The 17,817-nt window shown below is 64.9% G+C and carries 17 protein-coding genes and 1 pseudogene; 7 read left to right on the top strand and 11 right to left on the bottom strand.

Features of this window, described 5'->3' with window-relative positions:
- Nucleotides 1–7 precede the first annotated feature (7 nt).
- The gene (modB, locus tag ABIG06_RS14845; RefSeq protein ID WP_370137574.1) at nucleotides 8–703 is read left to right on the top strand and encodes a molybdate ABC transporter permease subunit; all 696 of its coding nucleotides are present in this window, start codon (nucleotides 8–10) and stop codon (nucleotides 701–703) included.
- 2 nt (nucleotides 704–705) lie between these two features.
- Nucleotides 706–1,368, top strand: a complete 663-nt coding sequence (modC, locus tag ABIG06_RS14840; RefSeq protein WP_370137572.1) for a molybdenum ABC transporter ATP-binding protein — start codon at nucleotides 706–708, stop codon at nucleotides 1,366–1,368.
- Nucleotides 1,369–1,427: 59 nt separating this feature from the next.
- On the opposite strand, the gene ABIG06_RS14835 is transcribed toward modC, so the two are convergent.
- Nucleotides 1,428–1,688 (bottom strand): PepSY domain-containing protein, encoded by a 261-nt coding sequence (locus ABIG06_RS14835; RefSeq protein WP_370137570.1) that lies wholly within the window; start codon nucleotides 1,686–1,688, stop codon nucleotides 1,428–1,430.
- Nucleotides 1,689–1,981: 293 nt separating this feature from the next.
- Entirely contained in the window at nucleotides 1,982–3,775 is a 1,794-nt protein-coding gene (locus ABIG06_RS14830) for a potassium/proton antiporter (protein ID WP_370137567.1), read from the bottom strand.
- A 205-nt stretch (nucleotides 3,776–3,980) separates the two neighbouring features.
- Here ABIG06_RS14830 and ABIG06_RS14825 point away from each other — a divergent pair, with 205 nt between their 5' ends.
- Together ABIG06_RS14825 and map are read left to right on the top strand one after the other, a co-directional pair.
- Nucleotides 3,981–5,297, top strand: a complete 1,317-nt coding sequence (locus ABIG06_RS14825) for a mechanosensitive ion channel family protein (RefSeq protein WP_199751651.1) — start codon at nucleotides 3,981–3,983, stop codon at nucleotides 5,295–5,297.
- A gap of 111 nt (nucleotides 5,298–5,408) precedes the next feature.
- Nucleotides 5,409–6,227, top strand: coding sequence for a type I methionyl aminopeptidase (gene map, locus ABIG06_RS14820; RefSeq protein ID WP_370137565.1), 819 nt, complete (start codon nucleotides 5,409–5,411; stop codon nucleotides 6,225–6,227).
- Nucleotides 6,228–6,343: 116 nt separating this feature from the next.
- Here map and ABIG06_RS14815 read toward each other — a convergent pair whose 3' ends face one another.
- Nucleotides 6,344–6,940, bottom strand: coding sequence for a bifunctional transcriptional activator/DNA repair enzyme AdaA (locus ABIG06_RS14815; RefSeq protein ID WP_370137563.1), 597 nt, complete (start codon nucleotides 6,938–6,940; stop codon nucleotides 6,344–6,346).
- 131 nt (nucleotides 6,941–7,071) lie between these two features.
- Here ABIG06_RS14815 and ABIG06_RS14810 point away from each other — a divergent pair, with 131 nt between their 5' ends.
- Nucleotides 7,072–7,992 (top strand): DMT family transporter, encoded by a 921-nt coding sequence (locus tag ABIG06_RS14810; protein WP_370137561.1) that lies wholly within the window; start codon nucleotides 7,072–7,074, stop codon nucleotides 7,990–7,992.
- A 55-nt stretch (nucleotides 7,993–8,047) separates the two neighbouring features.
- Nucleotides 8,048–8,761, top strand: a complete 714-nt coding sequence (gene radC / locus ABIG06_RS14805) for a RadC family protein (RefSeq protein ID WP_424578307.1) — start codon at nucleotides 8,048–8,050, stop codon at nucleotides 8,759–8,761.
- Between the two features lie 6 nt (nucleotides 8,762–8,767).
- Here radC and ABIG06_RS14800 read toward each other — a convergent pair whose 3' ends face one another.
- Nucleotides 8,768–9,472 (bottom strand): tetratricopeptide repeat protein, encoded by a 705-nt coding sequence (locus ABIG06_RS14800; protein WP_370137340.1) that lies wholly within the window; start codon nucleotides 9,470–9,472, stop codon nucleotides 8,768–8,770.
- Between the two features lie 115 nt (nucleotides 9,473–9,587).
- Nucleotides 9,588–9,959 (bottom strand): hypothetical protein, encoded by a 372-nt coding sequence (locus tag ABIG06_RS14795; protein WP_370137338.1) that lies wholly within the window; start codon nucleotides 9,957–9,959, stop codon nucleotides 9,588–9,590.
- A gap of 252 nt (nucleotides 9,960–10,211) precedes the next feature.
- Between ABIG06_RS14795 and ABIG06_RS14790 the strand changes: the two genes are divergently transcribed.
- Nucleotides 10,212–11,603 carry a peptidoglycan-binding protein gene (locus ABIG06_RS14790; RefSeq protein ID WP_370137337.1) on the top strand — a complete coding sequence of 464 codons (1,392 nt, stop codon included), beginning with the start codon at nucleotides 10,212–10,214 and terminating at the stop codon, nucleotides 11,601–11,603.
- A gap of 168 nt (nucleotides 11,604–11,771) precedes the next feature.
- Here the strand turns inward: ABIG06_RS14790 and ABIG06_RS14785 are convergent, their stop codons facing one another.
- From ABIG06_RS14785 to ABIG06_RS14760, 6 genes and pseudogenes are all read right to left on the bottom strand, one after another.
- Nucleotides 11,772–12,494 carry an AprI/Inh family metalloprotease inhibitor gene (locus ABIG06_RS14785; protein WP_370137335.1) on the bottom strand — a complete coding sequence of 241 codons (723 nt, stop codon included), beginning with the start codon at nucleotides 12,492–12,494 and terminating at the stop codon, nucleotides 11,772–11,774.
- Nucleotides 12,494–13,483, bottom strand: coding sequence for a 2-hydroxyacid dehydrogenase (locus tag ABIG06_RS14780; RefSeq protein ID WP_124161218.1), 990 nt, complete (start codon nucleotides 13,481–13,483; stop codon nucleotides 12,494–12,496). Before ABIG06_RS14780 ends, ABIG06_RS14785 begins: the two co-directional genes overlap by 1 nt.
- On the bottom strand, nucleotides 13,483–14,301 hold the full coding sequence (locus ABIG06_RS14775; protein WP_124161217.1) for an ABC transporter permease: 819 nt from the start codon (nucleotides 14,299–14,301) through the stop codon (nucleotides 13,483–13,485). The genes ABIG06_RS14780 and ABIG06_RS14775 overlap by 1 nt, the downstream gene beginning before the upstream one ends.
- Nucleotides 14,298–15,128 (bottom strand): ABC transporter ATP-binding protein, encoded by an 831-nt coding sequence (locus ABIG06_RS14770; RefSeq protein ID WP_370137333.1) that lies wholly within the window; start codon nucleotides 15,126–15,128, stop codon nucleotides 14,298–14,300. The genes ABIG06_RS14775 and ABIG06_RS14770 overlap by 4 nt, the downstream gene beginning before the upstream one ends.
- Before the next feature lie 83 nt (nucleotides 15,129–15,211).
- A complete protein-coding gene (locus tag ABIG06_RS14765) occupies nucleotides 15,212–16,390 on the bottom strand; it encodes an IS481 family transposase (RefSeq protein ID WP_424578306.1) in 1,179 nt (392 codons plus the stop codon).
- A 306-nt stretch (nucleotides 16,391–16,696) separates the two neighbouring features.
- Nucleotides 16,697–17,720: pseudogene (locus ABIG06_RS14760) on the bottom strand (ABC transporter substrate-binding protein).
- Nucleotides 17,721–17,817 lie beyond the last annotated feature (97 nt).

Here is a 17,817-nt window from a genome sequence, read left to right as displayed (position 1 = left end):
CGGCTTGATGTCCGACATTTCCCCCGCCGAATGGACGGCGATCCTGCTCTCGCTCAGGGTCGCCATCATTGCAACGCTGGTGGCGACGCCGTTCGGCATCGCGCTGGCGTGGCTGCTCGCGCGGCGTGATTTCTGGGGCAAGTCGCTGCTCGACGCCGTCGTGCATCTGCCTCTGGTGCTGCCGCCCGTCGTCACCGGCTATCTGCTCCTGCTGACGTTCGGCCGCCGCGGCCTCGTCGGCGGCTTCCTCGCCGACCACCTCGGCATCGTCTTTTCATTCCGCTGGACCGGCGCGGCGCTGGCCTGCGGCGTGATGTCGTTTCCGCTGCTGGTGCGCCCGATGCGGCTGTCGATCGAGGCCATCGATCGCCGGCTCGAACAGGCCGCCGAGACACTCGGCGCCGCGCCGTGGAAAGTGTTCTTTACGGTGACGCTGCCGCTCGCGCTGCCCGGCGTGCTCGCCGGCATGGTTCTCGGCTTCGCCAAGGCGATCGGCGAGTTCGGCGCGACGATCACCTTCGTCTCCAACATTCCCGGCGAGACCCAGACGATCTCCTCGGCGATCTATTCGCTGATCCAGACGCCGGACGGCGATGCCGCGGCGGGACGGCTGGTGATCGTCTCGATCGTGCTGGCGCTGGGCGCATTGATCGCCGCCGAGTGGTTCGCCCGCCGCGCCACCGCGCGCCTGCACGGAAACTGAACATGCTGCGCGTCGACATCGAAAAGCAGCTTGGCGAATTCTCGCTGCATGCTTCCTTCGCCAGCGAAGGCCGTGCCATCGGCCTGTTCGGCGCCTCGGGCGCCGGCAAGACGTCACTGGTCAACATGATTGCAGGACTGTTGCGGCCCGACCGCGGCACCATCGTGATCGACGGCGAAACCGTCGACGACACCGCGGCCGGCATCCATGTCCCGGCCTGGCGCCGCCGCATCGGCTATGTGTTCCAGGACGCGCGGCTGTTTCCGCATCTCAACGTCGCGCAGAATCTCGACTATGGACGGCGGATGAACCGCCTGCCGTCAGATCCCTCTCAGCACAAGCGCATCATCGACCTGCTCGACATCGGTGCGCTGCTCGATCGCCGTCCCGGCAAGCTCTCGGGCGGCGAGCGCCAGCGCGTCGCGCTCGGACGCGCGCTGTTGTCGAAGCCGCGGCTGCTGCTGCTCGACGAGCCGCTCGGCGCGCTCGACGAGGGCCGCAAGCTCGAGATCCTGCCCTATCTGGTGCGGCTGCGGGATGAAGCCAACGTGCCGATGGTCTATGTCAGCCACGACGCCGCCGAGCTGCGCCAGCTCGCGACGCAGATCGTCCTGCTGAAGCAGGGGCGCGTGACGTCGTTCGGCGGAGTGAAGGTGCTGACGTGAGGCGGCGGTAGCCCGGATTTCGCTGCTGCGCTCCATCCGGCCACCGTGCTCCTTTTCAGCTACCAGCCGCGGTCGACATTGCGGACCTCGCCGGTCCGGGCATCGACATCGACCTCCATCCAGCGGCCGGCGCGGTCGCGACCCTCGATCTCCCATTCATCGCCAAGGAAATTCGTGTGCGAGACCGTCACAACGCCGAGATCGCTCGCGACGTCGAGCGCGACCTGCATCGAGATCTGATCGCCGGTGTCATAGGCCATCGCCGGCGCCGCTGCGCCGAGACCGATGGCGACGATGGCGGGCAAGATGAACTTGCGCATGGAACTGCTCCTGTCAAAGACGATGACTGTCACGCGGAAAACGAGCGGCGCCGCGGAGCGTTCCGGGTTTCACAGTCACGAGGCTGCGCGAATCTTCAGCGGTTGCGGCGATTTGGCGGCGGTTGTCTGGTCAAAGGTGCGCCAACATCTACAGAGCGACGTGCGGTTAACTCTCGTGCCCCGGACGCGACGCAGCACGAAGTGATGCGTTGCAGAGCCGGGGCCCACAGTCATGAGTCCCGGCTCTGCGGAGCAGCGTTTCACGCTGCACCGCGTCCGGGACACGAGAGTGTCTAGACTCCCGCCACCGAGGTCCACAGCTCCGCGAGCTTCTTCCGCAGCGCCTGCGCGCGCGTCAGCGGCTCGGGCGCCTCGTTTTCTTCCGGCAGACGCAAGCCGACGAGATTGACGCGGCCGCCGGAGATCGAGCGCGCGACGAGAACGATCTCGTCCAGGGCGAGCTCGGCGCCCTCCTTCGGCGCGCGGTCGAGATGGACGTCGAAATAGTCGGCCAGGGTCAGCTTGCCTTCGTCTTCACCGACCTTGACGCCGTAGATCTCGGCGAGCTCGGCGAGCGTGTGCTCGCCGGAGACCATGAAGTCGCCGAGCAGATGCGGATCCGGCGCCGTGCCCGGTTGCATGTCGACGAAGAAGCGGTCGAGCGACTCGGCCTTTTCCGGCGGGGCCAGCAGATAGATGTAGTCGCCGGGAGCGATCGGGTCGGCTTCCACCGGCGTCAGGATGTTCTCGTTGCGGATCACCAGCGTCGGCTTGGACCAGGACGGGATCAGGCCGCGGCGGAAATACAGGCTCTTGGGCCGCACCGGGTAGCCGACCAGCTGCTGCTCGAGCTGGCCGGGCAGGTCGAGTTCGACGCGCCGCGGGCCGCGCTCGGCGCGCGGCAGCGCCACGTGCAGCTTGCGGGCGGCAGGCGCCAGCGTCCAGCCCTGCAGCAGGAGCGAGATGATGACGACGACGAAGGCGACGTCGAAATAGAGATAGGCCTTCGGCAGCCCGACCAGCATCGGGATCGAGGCCAGGAAGATCGCGACCGCACCGCGCAAGCCCGTCCAGGCGATGAAGATCTTCTCGCGCCAGTTGAAGCGGAACGGCGAAAGGCACACGAACACCGCGAGCGGCCGCGCCACCAGCATCAGCACGAGCGCAACGGCGATGGCCGGCAACACGGTGGTGCCGAGCCGGCTCGGCGAGACCAAGAGGCCGAGCAGCACGAACATCACGATCTGCGCCAGCCAGGTCGCCGCATCGAGGAAGGTCACCACCAAATTATGCGCGCGCGTCGGCCGGTTGCCGATGATGATGCCGGCGAGATAGACCGCGAGAAAGCCGGAGGCGTGCATGATCTGCGAACCGCCGAAGATCACGAGCGCGCCCGTGGTCACGAACGGGGCGTGCAGGCCCTGCGGCAGCGCCACCTGGTTGAGAGCGATCACGACCAGGCGTCCGCCGATGACACCGACGATGGCGCCAAGAACCGCCTCCTGAACGAACTCCACCAGCACATGGCCGGGCGAGCTCGAGCCGATCGAGATGTATTCCACCAGCATGAGCGTGAGGAAGATCGCAAAGGGATCGTTGGTGCCGGATTCCGCCTCCAGCGTCGCGCCGACGCGCGGGCGCAGGCGCAGGCCCTGGGTGTGCACCAGGAGGAACACGGCGGCCGCGTCGGTCGAGGCCACCACGGCGCCGACCAGCAGCGACTCCGTCCAGTTCAGGTCGAGCGCGTATTTCGCGAATGGCGCCGTGATCAGCGCGGTCAGCAGCACGCCGGCGGTCGCGAGCACCACGGACGGCGCGAGCACGGTGCGGATGCTGGCAAAGCGCGTGCGCAGGCCGCCATCGAACAGAATCAGGGCGAGCGCGACGGAGCCGACCAGATAGGTGGTGCGGACGTCGTCGAACTGGAGCTGGCCAGGGCCGGAATCGCCGGCGAGCATGCCGATCGCAAGGAAGACGAGCAGCAGGGGCGCGCCGAAGCGCAGCGCGAGCAAGCTCGAGAGGATGCCGGCCATGACGAGGACGGCGCCGAGTAATATGGCGAGACTGACGGAGTCGAGGGAGGCCATCCACCTTCCGGGTACAAATCGCTGGAATTGCATCCTTATCGTCGGCGGACTCGCGCGCCAACCCATTTTCTGCGGCTCGCGGCGATCTGGCCGCATTTTACGGCCTTAACGCGCTTCACTTCGCGGTGTATCGATGGCCGGCCGCGCCCTATATGGGATTCTCAGGCTCCCCCGAATCAATTCGCCCCGCTTGCCGACGAGACCGATGGACATGGACCTCAAAGACTTCATGGAGTTCGTGCAGACGACCGCACGCAGCGTCGGGGCGGAAATCTCCTCACCCTGGTTCTACCTGCAATTCGGTCTGATCCTGGCCGCGGCCGGCATCGCCTATGCCGCGGAGGCCGCGATTCGCAGCCGCGTCGACATGACCTCGCTGGCGATGCGCTGGCCGCTGCCGCTCCGCCACTTCGCCCGGGTGATGGTCTCCAGCGCCTCGACGGCGGTTTTCACGCTGCTCGTGATCATCTCGCGCGTGGTGATGTACCACGCGACCTGGCCGAGCCGCAGCTATCTCTTGATGGTCGCGGCCAAGCTGGGCTTCGCCTGGCTCGTGATCCGGCTCGTGACCTCGGTGCTGCGCAACGCCTTCATCGTCAAGCTGGTGTCGATCACGGCGTGGCTCGTCGCCGCGCTCTCCATCCTCGGCCAGCTCGACGCGACGGTCGACGTGCTCGATTCCTTCGCGATCGTGCTCGGCGGCCTCAGGCTGACCCCACTGCTGGCACTCAAGGCCGGTGCGCTCCTCCTCATCGCACTCTGGGCCACCAACATCGCGAGCAACTTTGCCGAGAGCCGGATCAACGCGACCACCGATCTGACGCCGTCGGTGCAGGTGCTGCTGGTGAAGATCATCCGCATCGGGCTTCTTGCCATCGCAATCGTCATTGCGCTCGGCGCCGTCGGGATCGACCTGTCGGCGCTCGCGGTGTTCTCCGGCGCGGTCGGCGTCGGCATCGGTATCGGCCTGCAGAAGATCGTGGCCAATTTCATCTCGGGCATCATCCTGCTCGCCGACAAGTCGGTGAAGCCCGGCGATCTCGTCACCATCGGCGACAACACCGGACGGATCAGCGCGATGAAGACGCGCTATATTTCCGTCGCCGCCGGCGACGGCCGCGAATTCCTGGTGCCGAACGAGGACCTGGTGACGCAGAAGGTCGTCAACTGGACCTATACCGACAAGAACACGCTGGTGAAGATCGCCTTCGGCACCAATTACGATGCCGACCCCCGTCTTGTCTGCACGCTCGCCGCCGAGACCGCCGCCGCCCATCCTCGCGCGCAGAAGGGCAAGCCGCCGACCTGCGTCCTGACCGAGTTCGCGGAAGCCGGGATGAAGTTCTCGCTGACCTTCTGGATCGCGGACCCCGACGGCATGGACAAGGTCAAGAGCGACGTGATGCTGGAGCTGTGGGATGCGTTCAAGCGCGAGGGCATCCGGGTTCCCTACCCCGTCCGCGAAATCCGCATCCGCGGCGGCGCCCTGCCGGTAGAAACCGCCGTGGAAGTCCCGAATTAGGACGCTTTCGCACCCAGGGCCGGTAGGCTCGGCTTGCATGAAGGCCGCCAATCATTAAATTGGGGCCTGAAATCAAGCCTTTCCACCGACATCGAGGAAGACCGCATCCGCATGAGCTACGTCGAAGCCACCGATACCTCCCTGCGCAAGACCGGACAGATCAAGCTGCATGGACCGAACGCCTTCGCCGGCATGCGCAAGGCGGGCGCGCTGGTGGCAAAATGCCTCGACGAGCTCACTGACATCGTCGGGCCGGGCGTGCCGACCTCCAGAATCGACGAATTTGTCCGCGACTTCGCCTTCAGCCATGGCGCCTATCCGGCGACGCTGATGTATCGCGGCTACCGCTACTCGACTTGCACCTCGCTCAACCACGTGGTCTGCCACGGCATGCCCGGCGACCGTCCGCTGAAGGAAGGCGACATCGTCAACATCGACGTCACCTTCATCGTCGACGGCTGGTATGGCGATTCCAGCCGGATGTATGCGATCGGCCCGATCGCGCGCAAGGCCGAGCGGCTGATCGAAGTCACCTATGAAGCGATGATGCGCGGCATCGCCGCCGTGAAGCCCGGCGCCACCACCGGCGACATCGGCCACGCCATCCAGAGCTTCGTGGAGCCGCAGGGCATGAGCGTGGTGCGCGATTTCTGCGGCCACGGCCTCGGGCGCATGTTCCACGACGAGCCGAACATCATCCATGTCGGCCGGCCCGGCGAGGGCGTCCAGCTCAAGCCCGGCATGTTCTTCACCATCGAGCCGATGATCAATCTCGGCAAGCCGCATGTGAAGATCCTGTCCGACGGCTGGACCGCGGTCACCCGCGACCGCTCGCTGTCGGCGCAGTTCGAGCACTCGGTCGGCGTCACCGCGACGGGCGTCGAGATCTTCACGCTGTCGGAGCGGCACGGCGAGAAGCAGATCGGATGATTGCCGACACCAGTCCTTCTCCGTCGTCATTCCGGGGCGTGACGAAGTCGCGAGCCCGGAATCTCGAGATTCTCAGGTGCGTAATTGCACATCGTAGTTCGGTGCTTCGGACCGCCCTATCGCCGGCGGCGGAATGATGATGGCGTCCTCTTGTAGGTCGCGACGAACGCGTCGTTGAAGCGCCGAACGCTGCGGAATCCCGCGGCGAAGGCGATCTCCGCCAACGTCATGTCGGTCTGGTCGATCAGACGCTTGGCTTCCTGCACGCGCCGCGTTGCCGCGATCTCGCTGGGGCTCGCCCCGGCATGACGCATGAAAAGACGCAGCAGATGGCGCGGCCCGACGCCAAGCGCATCGGCGAGATCCGTCGTCGACGCCCGATCCAGAAAACCGTCGTGGATCAGCCGCATGCCGCGCGCGACGGTGGTGGCCGTTCCCATCCACGCCGGCGAGCCCGGCGCGGCTTCCGGCCGGCAGCGCAGGCACGGGCGAAAGCCCGCCCGCTCGGCGGCCGCTGCGGTCGCATAGAAGCTGACGTTCTCCGAGCGCGCCGGCCGAACCGGACACACCGGCCGGCAATAGATCCGCGTCGAGCGGACGCCGGAGAAGAACAGGCCGTCGAAGGCGCGCGCCCGCGCGAGCCGCGCCCGGTCGCAGGTTTCCCAATCGAGATGCGGTGGCAGCGTTTGCCGATGCGCAGAGCCTGTCGTCATGGCGAAATCATAATTTCAAGGCGCGCCGCCGAGTAGCTGAAATCGGACTCGACCGGGCGATGAGGTCCGAATTCAGCCAGCCCGCATCGCCGCTCCCGATCATGGTGTCGACAGATCCCGGAGCAGATCGCATGAGCATACAGGCGCAACAGACGACGTCAGGGCAGAACCGTCTCGCATTCGAGATCGGGCTCCTGCTGCTTCTCTCCCTGATCTGGGGCGGCTCGTTCACGCTCATCAAGATTGCGATCCCGACGATTCCGCCGTTCACGATGGTCGCCGCACGGGTGACGATCGCGGCCGTTCTCCTGATCCTGATCACGCTCACGCGGGGACACGCCCTGCCGCGCCAGGGGGCGGTCTGGGCCGCTTTCGTCGTGCAAGGGCTGTTGCAGAGCGCGCTGCCGTTCACCCTGATCAGCTGGGGCGAGGCGCATATCACAAGCGGCCTCGCGGGCGTGCTCAATGCGACCCCGCCGATATTCGTGCTCGCGGTCGCGATGACGACCGGGCGCGGACGACAGGCGATCGGCGGCCGAAAGATCATCGGTGTCGCTCTCGGCCTTGCAGGCGTTGCCTTGACCATGGGGGTCAACGCGCTCTCGGGGATCGGCACCGCCGCGCCGCTGGCACAGGCAGCCGTCCTGGCTGCGAGCTTCTGCTATGCGCTCGCGCCGATCTGGGGGCAGCGGTTCGCGAGCCTTCCCGCGATCGTCGCGGCAGCCGGCGCGATGAGCTGCGCCGCGGCCCTGATGCTGCCCATAGCCGCTGTCCTCGACCGGCCCTGGACGCTGGCGCCGACGAGACCGGCGATCGCGGCGGTGCTTGGCCTTTCGATCGTCTGCACTGCGCTGGCAATGGTGATCTATTTCCGCCTGATCCGCACGCTGGGCCCGCTCGGCACGACGAGCGGCAGCTATCTGCGCGCGGGCTTCGCCGTGGCACTCGGGACCACGCTCCTTGGCGAGAGCTTCACCTGGTCGATGCTAGCCGGCATGACGCTCATCATCATGGGAGTCATAGCGGTGACCACACCCATGCGGAAGCCATGAGGTGACTACAATTGCCGATTGAAAATTTCCCCCGACGGGGCAATGCTGGCAGCCGATGCCCGCCAAGCCGGACCACGACAAGAGCAAGCCTGAGGACGCGCCGCACTATCACGGCCATCGCGAGCGGCTGCGCGAGCGCTTCTACAGTGCCGGCGCGGATGCGCTCACCGACTACGAGCTGCTCGAGATGGCGCTGTTTCCGGCGCTGCCGCGGCGCGACACCAAGCCGCTGGCGAAGACACTGATCAAGACGTTCGGCTCCTTCGCCGAGGTCGTGCATGCGCCGGTGGCGCGGCTGCGCGAGGTCGACGGTATCGGCGAATCCGCGATCAACCAGCTGAAGCTGATCGCCGCGGCGGCGCATCGCGTCGCCAAGGGCGGGGTCAACAGCCGCAATGCGCTGTCGTCCTGGAACGAGGTGATCGACTATTGCCGCGCCAGCATGGCGTTTGCCGACAAGGAGCAATTCCGCCTGCTCTTTCTCGACAAGCGCAACCAGCTGATCGCCGACGAGGTGCAGCAGACCGGCACGGTCGACCACACTCCGGTCTATCCGCGCGAGGTGATCAAGCGCGCGCTCGAGCTCTCCGCGACCGCGCTGATCCTGGTGCACAACCACCCCTCGGGCGATCCCTCGCCCTCGCAGGCCGACATCCAGATGACGAAGGCGATCATCGACATCGCCAAGCCGCTCGGGATCGCCGTGCACGACCACATCATCGTCGGCAAGAGTGGCCACGCGAGCCTGCGTGGGCTGCGGTTGATCTAGGCCAAGTCAGAACGCTTGGTTCTTGGCAGCTTTCAAGTGGTCTTCCGCGGCTGTGATGCCGGCGAATGCCTTGAGCGTCAGAGCGGTCGGTTGCGGCTTCCATGCAGCGACCAGCCTTTCTGCATTCTCCAGTTCCGGCTTGGACAACATGGAAGCCATCTCGGTGACATTCTTGGCCGGCGCCACCTTCGAGAGCTTGAAATAGGCATACGACAGGGACAGATCCCTCGGCGTGCCCTTTCCTGCGGAGTACACCCGGGACAGGCTGAAGAGGGCGCTAGGGAGGCCCTGGTCGCCTGCCTTCTTCCACCATTTCAGCGCTTCTTCCGAATTCCCTTGCCGGTCATACATGAGAGCCACGTCGTGCTGGGCACGCGCGTAACCGGCCTTGGCGGCAACAAGCTTGTACTTCAATGCCTGATCCGGATCCGTTGCGACGACGCCGACGCCTTGCCCGTCATAATAGCAGCCGAGCTTATAGGCTCCGAGCGGATCATTGGCCGCAGCCGATTTTTGAAACCACTCGAATGCCTGGCTGCGATCCTGCGGTGTGCCGATGCCGTTATTGTGCATCATGCCGACATGATATTGCGCTTCGGCATCTCCGCGATTGGCCAACGCTACCATCGCATTGAAGGTGCGGCTGTCATTGGCGCTGGCGGGCATCGCGAAAAGCAAAAGGCACGAAAAAGCAAGGGCAACGGATTTCATGTCAAAGCTCTATCGAGTATGAACCAATCTGTCTTGGTCGCTCAGACGGAGAAAAAGTTCGAAATCCGACAAAACTCCATAATCGGCGATTTTTGGCCTGCCCGAGTCCGTCCAGTCAGGGCTCCACCCAGCGCTGCACCGCTTCGACCGTGTCTGCAGGCGTTGTGTTGAAGCAGATCGCAGCATCCGGCGCCATGCGGTGAACGAGGTTGAGCACCTTCTCGAACAGCACGAGGCGCTCCTTCGGCTCGCGCAGGCCGGCGCCGATGACGATGCAGTCGAAGCTCTCATCCTGCAGCGCCGCCGTAACGGCGGCTTCTGCTGTCGCGTCGAGATCGATCAGGCAGCTCGTGACATCAAAGCCGAGATCGCGCAGGCGCAACAGCTGCGCCTCGATATAGCCGCGCACGAGCTCCGGCGTGACCTGAAACGCGCTGTAGTCCGCATTGCCGGGTTCGATACCGATCGCGAGGACGCGCTTGGCCATGCAGGACTCCTTGCCGGACCGTCTCATCGCTAACGGATGGACAGCCGTGCCGGTTCCCGCAACGGCGGTCGCACCGCGGTTGATGTTCTACCGGTTGATTTTACATCGGCGCTGTAAGCCATTTCACATACGCCGGGCCGGCGGACTGCCAGATTCTCGGGAGATCACGCTGCAGTCACGGCGATCACGGCAGCCGGTTCACTTCGGCTTGCACGAAGAGTCGAGAATTCATTCAATTTGCGGGAGCGAAAAATGATTTCATTCGAGAATCTGAAGAACCAGTATGAGCGGAATTGGGCCGGTCTCGAGATCCGGCCCGAACGCCTCGCCGAGGTGAACGCCGTGGCCCGCAAGGCTCTCAACGGCAAGGCGACATACCAGCAGATCGAGCGGTTGACGGGCGTTCCATGGTACTTTGCCGCGCTCTGCCACTACCGCGAATCCAACTTCGATTTCGACACCTATCTCGGCAACGGCCAGTCACTCCACCGCGTGACGACGATCGTTCCGAAAGGGCGCGGACCATTCGCCACGTTCGTGGACGGCGCCGTGGACGCGTTCAGAATCCAGAACTTCATTGGCGCGCACGATTGGGGCATCGCGCGGATGCTGTTCCGGCTCGAGGCGTTCAACGGCTTCGGCTACCAGGCCAAGAGCGTCAATTCGCCCTATCTCTATGGCGGCTCGACGCTGTACGGCCCGCCAGAGGCAAGGGCGGGAAAGTACGTCCGCGACCATGTGTTCGACGCCAGTCACGTCGATTCGCAGCTCGGCACGGCCGTGATCCTGCATGCGATGATGTCTCTCGATTCCTCGATCACGATCGACGGCAGCCCGCAGTTCGCCGGCCGCACCGAGCCCGAGGACGAGCTGGCCTCGACGGTCACCCTCATGCAGCAGGCGCTCAACACGCTCGGCACCAATCCGCCGCTCGCCGAGGACGGCATCAGCGGACCAAAGACCAGGGCCGCCGTCTCGCAGTTTCAGCAACAGAACGGCCTGAGGGATACCGGGCTTCTCGATGCGGCCACGGTCGCCGCGATCACGCGCGCGACGCAGTCTGGAGGCCCAGTGCAGGCGATCGACCTGTCGCAGATCCTGAAGCGGCTGGAGGACCTCGCGCAATTGCTGCGACCGTCAGCCGGCGGCGCGACGCTGCCAGCGGTCGTGCCGAGCAACACATTGCCTGCCACGAACGACCCGCTCAGCCTGTTCGAACGGCTTTTCTCCCTCATCAACAAGAAGGCGCCCGTGCCCGCACCAGTCACCCCGACGAGCCCCGCCCCCGTCGATCAGCTGAAGCAGGTCGTCGACCTGCTCAGCACCCTGCTCAACACGGGCGGCGGCAAGCCCATGCTGGGCCAGGTCAACGGCGCACTCGGCGAGACCATCGGCAAGCTGCTCGACGGCAAGAAGACCGCGCTCGGTATCGGCGGCTCGCTGCTCACCGCGCTGCTCTCGTCGGTGACGGCAAGCCCCAATGCAGGCGGGCTTGCCGGACTGCTCGGAACGATCGTGACTGCCGTGCCCGGCCTCAGCCAGTTCGCGATGCCGATCTCGCTCGCGCTCGCCGTCTGGGGCGTGCTCGGCAAGATGGAGAAATGGGCGCAAGGCACCGCGCCGCCGCCGAAGCTGACGACGTAACCTGCGGCCATCCTTCGAGACGCCCGCCTCCGGCGGGCCCTCAGGATGACGTCGCGTTACGCGGCAAGATATCAGACACTCATGGTGAGGGGCCCGCCAAAGCGGGCGTCTCCGGACGATGCTTCGCATCGCCGGGCGAAACATGCAGGCAGGGTACGCCCGCGGCGCCTATTGACGAAGCATGATCAGGGGATCGGCGGTGTCGGGGACACGACGCCACTGCGCGTGGTCGTCGGCCTCGAACTGCCAGGCTTCACCCGATTTCGACATCAGGATGATCTGGCCGCGCTCGAGACGCCATTGCGTCGGATTGAACTGCGCAATCGCCGCGTCGCATCTCGGCTTGAGGAAGACCTGGAAATTGTCCGGGTCCGCTTCGGTGTTGGTCAGAGTCAGCCCGCAGACCGGCTGGCCGTTGCCGCGCACCATCGACCAGTCGCCAATCATCTGGTCCATCGACTTTGCCATCGAACGCGCGGCGGCGAGATCCTGCAGGATGTAGACGCCTTCGCCCTGCCGCAGGCCCTCGAAGATGCCCGCCTCGACCTCCGTGAAGTCGATCACGGCCTCGCCGGCCGCGTCCTGCAGGCGGACGATGTCGAGGCCCCTGACGTTCCAGGCGACGATGTCTTTCGTGAAAGGCAGCGCCGTCTTGCAGGCCGGCTCCAGCTCCAGCTTGAAGCCTTGCGCCGCCGCATCGCTCTTCAGCGTGACGACGCAGGTCTTGCTGCGCTCGGTGGTCGAGAGCTCCCACTGGCCGGGCATCTGCTTCTTCAGGCTGGTCGCATCCTGTGCATGCGCGATGCCGATCGGGGTCAAGCAGGCCGCGACGGCGCCGATCGCGGCCAAAGAGGCCGCGACGGCGGATGCAACGGCCCGAAGAGCTCTCATCAGCGCCCCTTGACCGGCGTTTCCGCAACCGGCGTCAGCGGCGCCTTGCCGGCGAACCAGGCCTTGAGATTGTCGACCACGAGCTGATCCATGGCGTTGCGCGTCACCACCGAGGCCGAACCGATATGCGGCAGCAGCACGACGTTCTGCATGGTCTTGAGCTCGTCAGGCACGTTCGGCTCGGCGGCGAACACGTCGAGGCCGGCGGCGAGAATGGTGCCTGATTTCAGCGCCTGGATCAGCGCCGGCTCGTCCACCACCGAGCCACGCGCGACATTGACCAGCACGCCGCGCGGGCCGAGCGCCTTCAGCACCTCGGCATTGATCATCTTGTTCGTAGCGGCGCCGCCGGGCACGATCACCATCAGCGTGTCCACCGCCTTCGCCATCTCGATCAGGTCGGGGTAATGCTTGTACGAGACGTCCTTGGACGGATTGCGCGAGTGGTAGACCACCGGCACCAGCGAGGCATCGAGACGGCGCGCGATGGCCTGGCCGATCCGGCCCATGCCGACGATGCCGACCTTGCGGTCGCGCAGCGAGCCGACGCTGAGCGGATAGTTCTGCGTCTGCCAGAGGCCGGAGCGGACGTAACGGTCGGCCTTGATGAACTCGCGCAAGGTGGCGATCAGAAGGCCCATCGCGACGTCGGCGACCTCCTCGGTCAGCACGTCGGGCGTGTTGGTGACGACGATATTGTTCTCGGCCGCGTATTTGGCGTCGACATGGTCGTAGCCGACGCCGAAGCTCGCCACCATCTCCAGCTTCGGCAGCTGTGACAGCGAATCCCTGTCCGCGCGCACGGTGTGATAGGTCACCGCGACGCCGCGGATCTTGTCGCGGACCGCCGGCGTCAGGCGCTCGAGATCGCCGCGCGTCTCCGCCTTGTGTACGACGAAATGATCGGAAAAGCCGTTCTCGAGGATCGGCCGCACCGGCCCATAGATCAGAAGGTCGATCTTTTCGGACGAAATCGAACCGGCAGCCATCAGTCTTCCTTTCCAAGCGCGCTCTCATGCCAGCGCCGTAAAACGAGATGGGAAACTAGCGCCAGCACCCCATAGATGACAATCCCGGCCAGCGACAACAAAAGCAGCGCTGCGAACATGCGGGGTATGTTCAAGCGATAACCGGACTCGGCGATTCTGTAGGCGAGGCCGGAGCCGGCGCCCGCTGTTCCCGCCGCGATCTCGGCCACGACCGCGCCGATCAGCGACAGGCCGCCGGCGATGCGCAGGCCTCCGAGAATGTAGGGCAGTGCCGCGGGCAGCTTGAGAAGGCGCAGCGTCTGTGGCGGCGAGGCACCATAGAGCTGGAACAGGCCGGCGAGATTGCGATCCACCGAATTCAGCCCGAGCGTGGTGTTGGACAGCACCGGGAAAAACGCGACGATGAAGGCGCAGACGACGACCGCGGTCTGCTGCTCCAGGTAGATCAGGAGCAGCGGCGCGATCGCGATCACAGGCGTCACCTGCAGGACGATGGCATAGGGGAACAGCGAGTATTCCACCCATTTCGACTGGTTGAACACAAGCGCAAGCGCAATGCCGCCGACGCTGGCGGCGAGGAACCCCTCGAGCGTGGTCAGGAGCGTGGTGGCGAGCGATTGTGACAGCACCGTCCAGTCCTTGATCAGCGTCAGGACGATGACGGACGGCGCCGGCAGCACGTAAGGCGGGATTCCCTTGATGCGGACCACGAGTTCCCAGGCGACGAGACCGGCCGCGAACACGATGACGGGAAGCACGAAGCGCATCGCGCGCTGCGCGCCGGACGATCTCACGGTGATGGGAGCTTGCGCGCTCATAACGTCGACTGTCCCGAATACGACGGTGCCAGCGCGGCCGACACTCTTCGGCAATAATCGGAATAGGCGGCCGAGGTGCGAAACTCCTCCCCGCGCGGCTCGACCGTCTCGACGCGGATATCAGCCTGGATGCGGCCGGGCCGGGCCGTCATAACCACCACGCGCTGCGACAGATAGACCGATTCGAACACCGAATGAGTGACGAAAATGACGGTCTTGCCAAGGCGGCGCCACAGCACGAGCAGATCGTTGTTGAGGCGGAAGCGCGTGATCTCGTCGAGCGCTGCGAACGGCTCATCCATCAGCAGAATGTCGGGATCGGTGACGAGCGCGCGCGCCAGCGACACCCGCATCTTCATGCCGCCGGAGAGCTCGCGCGGATAGGTATCGGCGAAATCGGCGAGCCCGACGCTGGCGAGCGCCGCGTCGGCACGCGCGCGCGCGTCCGCCTTCGGCACGCCTGCGAGCCTCAAGGGCAGCCGCACGTTCTCACGGACGCTGGTCCAGGGCATCAGGGTCGGCTCCTGAAACACGAAGCCGATGCCGTGCCCTGGTCGAACATGGCCCGGCTGCACCGAGTCCTCGTGACGTGCCACCCGCACAGTGCCCGATGACGGCGCACTGAGCCCCGCGATGATGCGCAGCGCCGTCGACTTGCCGCAGCCGGACGGGCCGAGCAACGAGATGAACTCGCCCTTGCGGACAGTAAGGTCGAACGGACCGAGTGCCGTGACGCCGTTGTCATAGGCCTTCGTCACGCCGCGCAGGCTGACGGCAAGAGCCGTCAGGCTGGCCTCGACGGCAGACGAGGTCTTGGGCTCGGTCATTGATTGACGACTGCAGCGTTTCGGGCGCTGTCCAGCGGATGGAATGGGTAACAAAACAGACCGGATGGAAAGGTAACAGTCGTTCATGGTTCGGTCTGCTGCGGCGCTGCGCTAGCGCAGCGCCGCAGCGTCGATGTTTTCTGGTCGATGATGCCGATCGGCACGTTGAAGAAGCGCACCTGCCATTGCCCGTCGGCGGTTTCCTCCACGGCAACTGTTTCACCAGCGAGAGCGCTGCAAAGGTGGATGAGATCGCCACGCCATTTGATCTCGCCGTTGGAGCGAACCTGGCGCACCGCCGCTTCGACGGGATAGTCCGGCTCCGGAGGCCGCCTTGGCATCGCACGAGGGGAAGAGTGGTAGGCGCTGGCAGGTGGGCGTTGGCCAAGCGCCTCGTGGGGCCGTTCTTCGTTATAGTCGCGCGCGAATGCTGCGAACCGTCGGGCTTGCGCGGTCCTGGTCGGCGGCGGTGGCCGCATGGCTTCCAGAAGCGTAAGGTGGAAGCGTTCGTGCCAGCCGTTCTGCTGCGGATGGCCAGGATCAATCCGTTCATGGCGGATGCCAAGCTTGATCCACCATACCGACAGCGCGGTCAGACCGGTCGTCCCGGTCGAGGCGAACGGCGAGCCGTTGTCGGAGCGGATGATCTGCGGCAAGCCGTGCTCGCGAAACGCCCGTTCCAGTAGCGGTTGGCACTCGGCATATTGCGTGCTGCCCGTCGCCGTCAGGCTGATCAAATAGCGGCTGAAGCCATCGGTCACAGTGAATGGTTCAACGCGAGAACCGTCGCCCAATCGGATCCAGCCCTTGTGATCTAGGGCCCATACATGGTTGGCATGCTGAGGCACCGTCAGTTGCCCCATCCGCGGCGGCGCACGTCGACGGACCTTGCGGTCGCCGACGAGTCCCGCTCGTTTGAGAATCGCTCCGGCTGTCGAGGCCGACGGCCAGTCGACATCCCCTTGGCGAGCCTCGAGCTTGCTGACGATCTTGCGCGGTCCCCAGCTCGGCCGCTCGAGCCGCAGCCCAACGATCGCATCCACGATGTGCTGAGGCGTCGCCCGCCCATGCACCCGCGCGGCGTGGGAACGATCCTCAAGCCCGCTAGGCCCCTCCAGCCGGTAGCGCTCCAGCCACTTGTAACCGGTCTTGCGACTGATCTCGTAGCGCTCGCAAAGCTCGGTCATCGTCCACATGCCGGTTCGCTGATCCGATATGAAGTTCACCCGTTGGTCCACTGCACAGCTCTCTCGCCAAGGCATCGGCTGATCCTCCCAGCCGACAGAGAACTGTCACCCATCCATCCGGTCTACTGTGTTACCAATCTATCCGGTCTGGACAGCGCCCTTCACCTCTCCCCATCGGGGAGAGGTCGGCGCGCAGCGCCGGATGAGCGGGATCAGGGTCCACGAGGGAGCGCAACCCCGCACCCGCATCGCATCTGGCGATGCGACATAGCCGAAGCTTTGTTTCGGCGTTCTTAAGAACGGCTGCCAAAGGCGGCCTATGCCTCTCCCTTCGGGAGAGGTGTAGGCCGCCGAGCCACCTTCGCCGAATCGCAGCATGCGTTACGGCTTGTTCGGGCGCAGCTCGATGCCGACGCCCTTGTTGATGAAACGCAGCGTATAGGACTTGCGGAAGTCGAGATCCGCCTTCACCACGCCGGCCTTCACCATCTTGTTGAAGAAGGAGGTGTAGCGCTCGTCGCTCATCGCGCCGATGCCGTTCTTCAGGCTGTCGCCGGAATCGACGATGCCGTGTTCCTTCATCTTGGCGACGGAATAGGCGAGCAGATCGTCCGTCATTTCCGGATTGAGGCTCTTGATCAGCGCATTTCCGGCGGAATTGTCGCGATAGATGTAATTGTACCAGCCGATCATGGAGGCATCGACGAAGCGCTGGACCAGATCGGGCTTCTTCTCGATGATGTCGCGGCGCGTCTCGATCAGGGTCGAATAGGTGTTGAAACCGTAGTCGGCGAGCAGCAGCACGTTGGGCTTGAAGCCGGCGGCCTTCTCCACCGCAAAAGGCTCGGAGGTGACGTAACCCTGCATGGCGCTCTTGGGATTGGCGATGAAGGGCTGCGGATTGAAATTGTAGGGACGGACGTTCTTCTCGCTGAAACCATATTCTGACTTCAGCCACTGGAAGTAGCTGGTCATGCCCTCCTTGGAGACGAACAGCGTCAGCGGCTTGAGATCCTCGATCTTCGTGACCTTGGCGTCTGGATGCGTCAGCATCACCTGCGGATCCTTCTGGAAGATCGCGGCGATGGTCACGACGGGGACGTTGTTGGCGACGGCGTCGAACGACATCAGCGTATTCGCGGCCATGAAGAAATCGATCTTGCCGGCGATCAGCAGCATGCGGTTGTTCTCGTTGGGGCCGCCGGGGACGATTGTGACGTCGAGCCCGTATTTGTTGTAGGTGCCGTCGGCGACCGCCTGGAAGAAGCCGCCATGCTCGGCCTCGGCGACCCAGTTGGTGCCGAAGGTGACCTTGTCGAGCGTCTCGGCGCGCGCCGGTGCAAGGGAGGCGAAAGCGCGCCAACAAGCCCGCCGTTAACGCTCGCCGCAGATGAGAGGGGGTCATGATGGCACTCCGTCGATCGTGGCTGGCCCAATCGTGTCTGGCTCAAGTGAAGGCAACGCGATAAAACCGCATGACATCAGGGGACGCGAGCCGGCCA

The organism is Bradyrhizobium sp. USDA 326, assembly GCF_049739485.1.
Lineage (GTDB): Bacteria > Pseudomonadota > Alphaproteobacteria > Rhizobiales > Xanthobacteraceae > Bradyrhizobium.
This window is presented reverse-complemented; position numbering and strand designations above follow the sequence as displayed.